Origin of the sequence: Xylanibacillus composti (genome assembly GCF_018403685.1) — a bacterium.
Lineage (GTDB): Bacteria > Bacillota > Bacilli > Paenibacillales > K13 > Xylanibacillus > Xylanibacillus composti.
This window is the reverse complement of sequence record NZ_BOVK01000103.1, coordinates 1-7,124: the sequence shown is the minus strand read 5'-3', so window position 1 is coordinate 7,124 and position 7,124 is coordinate 1. Positions and strand designations below refer to the sequence as shown.

The 7,124-nt window shown below is 52.2% G+C and carries 6 protein-coding genes; all 6 read left to right on the top strand.

The features are described from left to right. Nucleotides 1–552: 552 nt before the first annotated feature. The 6 genes from XYCOK13_RS21580 to XYCOK13_RS21555 all read left to right on the top strand — a co-directional run bounded on the left by XYCOK13_RS21580 (nucleotide 553) and on the right by XYCOK13_RS21555 (nucleotide 6,482). Entirely contained in the window at nucleotides 553–1,836 is a 1,284-nt protein-coding gene (locus XYCOK13_RS21580; protein ID WP_244865304.1) for a PucR family transcriptional regulator, read from the top strand. An 81-nt stretch (nucleotides 1,837–1,917) separates the two neighbouring features. After that, nucleotides 1,918–3,039, top strand: a complete 1,122-nt coding sequence (locus XYCOK13_RS21575; RefSeq protein ID WP_213414322.1) for an ABC transporter ATP-binding protein — start codon at nucleotides 1,918–1,920, stop codon at nucleotides 3,037–3,039. Nucleotides 3,040–3,326: 287 nt separating this feature from the next. Next, on the top strand, nucleotides 3,327–4,265 hold the full coding sequence (hprK, locus tag XYCOK13_RS21570; RefSeq protein WP_213414321.1) for an HPr(Ser) kinase/phosphatase: 939 nt from the start codon (nucleotides 3,327–3,329) through the stop codon (nucleotides 4,263–4,265). 24 nt (nucleotides 4,266–4,289) lie between these two features. Beyond that, nucleotides 4,290–5,210 (top strand): prolipoprotein diacylglyceryl transferase, encoded by a 921-nt coding sequence (gene lgt / locus XYCOK13_RS21565; protein ID WP_213414320.1) that lies wholly within the window; start codon nucleotides 4,290–4,292, stop codon nucleotides 5,208–5,210. Nucleotides 5,211–5,268: 58 nt separating this feature from the next. Further along, entirely contained in the window at nucleotides 5,269–5,937 is a 669-nt protein-coding gene (ppaX, locus tag XYCOK13_RS21560) for a pyrophosphatase PpaX (protein WP_213414319.1), read from the top strand. 17 nt (nucleotides 5,938–5,954) lie between these two features. Beyond that, nucleotides 5,955–6,482: an acyltransferase gene (locus XYCOK13_RS21555; protein ID WP_213414318.1), complete on the top strand. Its 528-nt coding sequence runs from the start codon at nucleotides 5,955–5,957 to the stop codon at nucleotides 6,480–6,482. Nucleotides 6,483–7,124 lie beyond the last annotated feature (642 nt).

The window sequence follows — 7,124 nt, the reverse complement described above, 5'->3', positions numbered from 1 at the left end:
GAATTAGGGGGTCTGACCGGTAACGGAACCAGGAGACGTTATTCGGCCCAAATACCCGTCAAAAAAGTTCTAACGGAACTCATAGACGCTATTTGGCCCAACGGAGGCCAATTAGCCCAGGTTTCTCAGCAATAAGGTCCGTCCGTTCCGTTAGAGCGAGAACCTGCCCTCAAATAGGCAAATAGCGGCTGTCCGTTCCGTAAGAGTGCCTATTGTGCATCGGATGCCTCGATCACCCCAGCCTAAGCTGCTCAATCTCAAGCGTTGCCATCACATGCATACCGACGCTTACCCGTCTTAAGCTATACCCGGTTGGATTCATCGCGTGCGCGGGTGTGGCGTCTCCTGCTCCAAGACAGCGCTTCCCCATCGCGTACTAAGGGCGGCTTTGCCCGCCTGTACGCACGTGTCCCCCATCTACTCCCACAAGCCATAAGTCTGTCTCCCCAAAATAGAACGTGCCCGTTCCGAAAAAAACCGTTGCGGTATAGCATGACTTACGGGCAGATGTGCTACAATGAGGAATTAGATAGAGCTAGGGGGAGTGCGACAATGGAGCGAAAGGCCATGCTGGATCTGGCACGAAAGCTGAGTCAAATTCTGCAAACACAGGTGGACGTTGCTGAGATCAAGGAGTCAGAATGGCAGGCTCTGGTTGGAAACGGCCATTCGGGGAGCGGACAGCTGGAGACGAGCCAGTTGGCGGCGGGGCAAATGGACGCAAATTTGTTAGCGCATTCAGAAGCTGACCTCGAGTCAGAGAGCGCCATGGCGAAGCGCGTCAAGCCGGATAAGCCGCTCAAGCGCAGGCCAGCAGCAGAAGCGGAACCAGCGATCCAGCAAGTATCCGTCGTTCAGGCTGACAGATCGAGCATTTCGGTGCGGGATCGACTCTACATGAAGTTGGGCGAAGAGAAGCAGACGGTCCATGTCCTTAGCCTGGATGACACGCTGCTCACGCCAGCTGAGCGCCAATTGGTGATGCTGCTTGCGGAACAGTACATGGACAAGAGCCCGTCCCCTGCGGCTGTGCTTCCAGAGGATGAGCGTTTTGCCGGCATGATTAGCGAATGGCTGCAGGATCATGCTGTCACGGGCCAGTCTTACGAGCTGCCCGAACCGCTTCAGGTGTATCCATCGATGTACAACGAGAAGGTTCCGTTCCTGCTGGTGGGCGAGTCGGCGGACGATGCGGATTATCGAGAGTGGAAAAAGCTCTTGGAGACGTATTTCGAAAGCGATGTGATCCTGGTTCCGCTGCAGGAGAAGGAATGGTTGATTCTGGCGGACAATGCCGTCCTGACAGATGGAGAAGAGGAACAGCAGAGCGAAGAGAATGCCGCAGAACAGCTGCTGACGGATCTGGCACTGGGCTTGCACGAAATGGTTGGCGAGTGGGTGGGCGAATCGCATATCTCTGTCCATCATCCTATTGTTCCTGCCAAAACATTGCCTGCTGTACAGCTGCTGCTGCGCGAGGCTATTACGCTGGGCAGAACGTATCATATGACACGTAACGTACACTTGCCTTGGAAGCTCCACATGGAGAAACTGCTGAATGGCGTCCCCGCCGCGGAAAAACGTACATTTTACGAGCAAGTGCTCAGAGGGTTTGAGCATCAGATGGACAGTGAAATGCTGGGTACGCTGGAGCTGTTTTTCGAAATGGACTGCAACGTCAGCGAAACAGCGAAGCGGCTGTATATTCACCGCAATACACTGCTGTACCGCTTGGATAAGTTCAAGCAGGAGACGGGACTGGATGTCAGAAATTTCAGCGATGCTATGCTCGTGAAGACGGCGTTGCTATTGTACAAAGTGACGAAAAGAAAGTGATTTTTTTGTAAGGATTGTGCATAGTCATCAGGCGTGTACTGCGATAAGATAAGGGTAACAAAACTGAAGGGGGAACTATCCATGGCAGGTTTGCGCCTAGAGCACATTTACAAACGTTACCCGGGAGTAGAAGAACCGTCCGTTAAAGACTTTAACCTAGATATTCAAGACAAGGAATTTCTCGTATTGGTCGGTCCTTCCGGCTGCGGTAAATCGACGACACTTCGGATGATTGCTGGTCTGGAGGAAATTACAGAAGGCAATCTGTACATCGGCGACCGTCTTGTGAATGATGTGGCGCCGAAAGACCGCGACATCGCGATGGTTTTCCAATCGTATGCCCTTTATCCGCACATGAACGTATACCAAAACATGGCTTTTGGTTTGAAGCTGCGCAAGTTCAAGAAAGACGAAATCGAAAAGCGTGTCCGTGAAGCAGCGAAAATTCTCGATATCGAGCATTTGCTGGATCGTAAGCCGAAGGCCCTGTCCGGCGGTCAGCGTCAGCGTGTTGCCCTCGGTCGTGCGATTGTCCGCGAACCGCAAGTGTTCCTGATGGACGAACCGCTCTCCAACTTGGATGCGAAGCTGCGCGTACAGATGCGCGCGGAAATCAGCAAGCTGGCGAAGCGTCTGGAAACTACAGTTGTATACGTAACGCATGACCAGACAGAGGCCATGACGATGGGTGACCGGATTGTCATCATGAGCGATGGTATTGTTCAGCAGGCAGCTTCTCCGGAAGAAGTATACAACCGTCCGGTGAACGTGTTCGTAGCTGGATTCATCGGTTCTCCGGCCATGAACTTCATGAACGGCAAGCTGGTAGACGCTAACGGCGAGCTCCGCTTCCAAACGAAGAATGTAGACGTAGTCATTCCAGAAGGCAAGGCGAAGACACTTCGCGAGATGGGCTATGCCGGCAAGGACGTCATCTTTGGCATTCGTCCGGAGGACATCCACCAGGAGCCTGTATTCCTGGAAGCATCGCCGAACAGCATTGTCAACGCGCACATTGAAGTTGCCGAGAACCTGGGTCATGAAATGTACCTGTACTTGGCAGGTCTTGGCGAATCCTCCATCATTGCACGGATCGATGGTCGTGCCGGCGTGAAGGAAGGCGCAAACATCAAGCTTGCTTTCGATATGAACAAAGCACATGTATTTGATAAAGAAACAGAAAGAAACTTGTTCTTCGGTTAAGAACAAGGTTGAGAAAGGGGCTGGCTTAGGCTGGCCTCTTTTTTTTGTGAATGATCGGTGCGGGAACGTTCGGAATTGGGAATGACGAAGGAGTCTGGTCATAAGCAATTGCGTAATCGAAGCAGACAAGGGTAGCCAAGGCAAAGCTGGCAATTAGCAGGGAAATTCGTGCGGCTTGCAGGGTTTGCCCACATAATCTTTATTTGATTTTGCACGATAATTCCATTACGATGGAAGAAATTAAGCCGCGATGACGGCAGAACGACGGTCAAAAGGAGCAGCGTAATATGCCGAAAAAAGTGAAAGTGGCAGATTTGGTTCGCAAATTCAGCCTGGAAGTGGTTAGCGGGGATGAGGGAGTGAAGCGCAAAATCACAGTCGCGGATTTATATCGGCCGGGCTTGGAGATGGCGGGGTACTTCGCCTATCATCCGAAGGAACGGATTCAAATACTCGGGAAAACCGAATTAACTTTTTTTGAACAATTATCGGAAAAGGACCGCAAGGACCGAATGAGCCGCTTGTGTGCGGATGTCACTCCTTGCATAGTTGTTTCGCGCGGACTAAACGTGCCCGATGAGTTAGCGGAGATTTCGGAAGAACGGGGCGTGCCGGTGCTGCGCAGTTCGGTTTCGACCACGATTCTGGCCAGCCGGCTTACTGGCTATCTGGAGACGATGCTGGCGCCAACGACAACCATTCACGGTGTTCTTGTGGATGTGTATGGCGTAGGCATGCTGATTACCGGCAGCAGCGGGATTGGCAAGAGCGAAACCGCCCTGGAGCTGGTGAAGCGGGGACATCGCTTGATCGCGGATGACGCCGTAGAGATTCGCCAAACGACGGACAATGTCTTGTATGGCAACGCGCCGGAGCTGATTCGGCACCTGTTGGAAATTCGCGGGGTAGGCATTATTAATGTCATGACTTTATTCGGGGCAGGCGCTGTACGCAACGAAAAGAAAATCACGCTGGTCTGCAAGCTGGAGACATGGCAGCAGGACAAACAATATGACAGGCTCGGACTGGATGAGGAAACGACACGCATTATCGAAACGGATTTGCCGCTCGTGACCATTCCGGTGCGGCCGGGCCGGAACCTGGCGGTCATTATTGAAGTAGCGGCCATGAATTTTAGGCTGAAGCGCATGGGATACAATGCTGCACAGCAGTTTACCAATCGATTGACGGAAACCATCGGCGACGACATGGATGATTCCGACTAATCGAGAAAAAAGAGGGGCGTGTTTATGTTTTTGCTGGATAATGTGGCGTTTTATTTAGGCCCTCTGCCAATTTATTGGTATGGGATTATACTGGGATCGGGTGCGCTTGTGGGGCTGCTGCTCGCCATTCGGGAAGGCAAGCGCTTTGGCATCCCTTCTGATTTCTTTATGGACTTGCTGTTGATTGGCGTCCCTTCGGCTATTGTAGGGGCCAGACTTTATTACGTGATCTTCACTTGGGACGAGTACAGAGACAACTGGCTGAGTATCTTCGCGATTCGGGAAGGCGGCATTGCGATTCACGGCGCCTTGATTGGAGCGGTATTGGCCGCCATTTGGTACACGCGGCGCAAGGGCTACAATTTCTGGCGAATTGCGGACATTTGTGCACCGTCGCTCATTGCCGGCCAAATTATTGGCAGATGGGGCAATTTCATGAATCAGGAAGCGCACGGGGGGCCAGTCGATCCATCATTTTTGCGGGATACGCTGCACATCCCCAATTTCATCGTCAATCATATGAACATCAATGGTGTTACCTATCACCCTACCTTCTTATATGAATCTTTATGGAATATCGCGGGGATCCTCTTGCTGTTCGTGCTGCGCAGACAGCGTTTTATGCGTGCGGGCGAATTGTTCATGACCTATTTCGTCTGGTATTCCATCGGCCGCTTCTTCGTGGAGGGACTTCGTACAGATAGCTTGGCGTTCAACGGTCCAGGTTGGCTGGAGGCGATGCTGAACGGCATGTGGGCTCCGATGTCCTGGATTTTCGGGGAGGCGGGAGCCATTCCTGGCGACGCGAATATCCGCGCTGCGCAGCTGATCGGTGTCTTGATCATCTTGGCCGCCATTGTTCTGGTCGTGACGCGGCGCATGTTGGGTTTGGCCCATCAGCGTTACGTGGATCCGATTCAGAAGGAAGGCTATATTTCAAGCTAATGCAGGCCGAGATGCAGCTAGTAAAAAAAGAAAAGACAGCCAGAAAGGATTTGCAGCCATGGGCAGAACCGTGTTATTTGATCTGGACGGCACGATTTTGGATACGAACGAACTTATCATTGAGTCGTTCCAGCATGTATTTCGCGAGCATATGTCCAAGGAGATTGCCAGGGAGGCGCTCATTCAGCAGATGGGCAGGCCGCTTGATGCGCAGCTCCGCTTTTTTTCCGGGCGAACGGAGGCCGAAGAGGTCGATGATTTGCGTCAGGCCTACCGCACGTATAATGTAAGCCGCCATGACGAACTGGTCACAGCCTTTCCGCATACCCGTGAAGTATTGGACAGGCTGAAGCGGGAAGGCGTACGGCTCGGAGTCGTGACCTCGAAGGTGCGCATGACGACAGAACGCGGGTTGCGTCATTGCGGGCTGTATGAGTTCATGGAAGCGATTGTGACAGTCGAGGACGTGGTCATGCCGAAGCCGCATCCGGAAGCGGTTCAGAAGGCGATGCAGGCCTTGGACGCGGAGGCGGGCCAAACATGGATGGTTGGCGATAGTCCATACGATGTGGAAGCTGCCAAGCTAGCTGGGGTACAAGCGATTGGCGTAGGCTGGTCCTTGAAAGGAACAGAAGTGTTGCGGGCAGCTGGAGCCGATTTCCTGATTAATGACATGCGCGAGCTTTATACATGCGTGCTGGATACTGAGAGGAACGGGCAATCTTAAGGAAAGAGGGAGTCGGGTTGCGCAGAACGGAACGCTATCCGGTAGAAGGGCCGAACGCGTTGTGGCAAATTTACCGTACTGTGAGCAAGTGGAAGGGCGTCAAAAACTTTATCTGCATTCAAGCGGCACGCTACTGCCCGTCGCTGCCAGTGAAAAACTGGATTTATCGCCGCTTGCTCGGCATGGAAGTCGGGAAGGAATCCGCCTTCGCCCTGATGGTGATGGTGGATGTATTTTTTCCGGAAAAAATCCATATTGGCGAGAATACGATAATTGGATACAACTCAACCATATTGGCGCATGAATACTTGACGAAGGAATATCGCCTGGGCGAAGTCCATATCGGCTCGCATGTGATGATCGGCGCCAATACGACAATCTTGCCGGGCGTGACAATCGGGGATCATGCGGTCATTGGGGCTGGCTCCGTCGTACATAAGGATGTAGAGCCGTATACGTTTGCGGCAGGCAACCCGCTGCAGGTGATCCGAAAGCTGGATAGGCCATCGGATGAGTCTGCCGGGAGCCAGCAGGAGCAGGGGTGAAGTGCGGACCGTGTGTGGAGATGCGCCGTATTAACGAAACGGGCGTCTGATGCTCTGTCAGCGTTTTTTTGGAGTATCTGTGTGTGAACAGGCGAAACTTGTACGAAGAATCGTACAAAATGGCTAGCTGGACACAGCGGTTTGGAGATTTTGTACGAAAAGTCATACAAATGAAACATCCGTACCAGGAAGCGTCTCATCTTTGTTCGAAATATCGTTCAAAAGCAGTTGATTATACCATATTAGACTGATTTTGTGTGAAAAATCGTACAAGTAGGCAGAGGGCCTAACGGTCCAGATGAAATAGGCACGTCCCTCATGGCGTTCCTTATAGCTCAAGTCAGGCATGCCCGGTCTAACCTTGCTTATCGGCCTTGCTGCAATGGTAAGATTGTTGTACACGCCCCAATATGTCCGACTAGCTGCCACTACGACAGCTGAAAGCGAACGGTGGCAAGCGATTCGCTTCACTCATTCGAGTCGGATGCTTCGCAAACTCCCTAGCTGGATTCGTGCGGACCTGACTTAAGGGACAAGCGATCGCGTGTGTCAATAGTCTGTGAAAATGTCACCTTAACTTTTCTAAGAAAATGTCACTTTCAGTGTGGATCGAGGCCGTCTAAAAAGAGGCCTCGAAATAGC

What these genes read in the sequence shown, in the direction of transcription:
- XYCOK13_RS21580 (WP_244865304.1), top strand. Translation starts at nt 553, where the DNA reads ATGGAGCGAAAGGCCATGCTGGATCTGGCACGAAAGCTGAGTCAAATT.
- XYCOK13_RS21575 (WP_213414322.1), top strand. Translation starts at nt 1,918, where the DNA reads ATGGCAGGTTTGCGCCTAGAGCACATTTACAAACGTTACCCGGGAGTA.
- hprK (WP_213414321.1), top strand. Translation starts at nt 3,327, where the DNA reads ATGCCGAAAAAAGTGAAAGTGGCAGATTTGGTTCGCAAATTCAGCCTG.
- lgt (WP_213414320.1), top strand. Translation starts at nt 4,290, where the DNA reads ATGTTTTTGCTGGATAATGTGGCGTTTTATTTAGGCCCTCTGCCAATT.
- ppaX (WP_213414319.1), top strand. Translation starts at nt 5,269, where the DNA reads ATGGGCAGAACCGTGTTATTTGATCTGGACGGCACGATTTTGGATACG.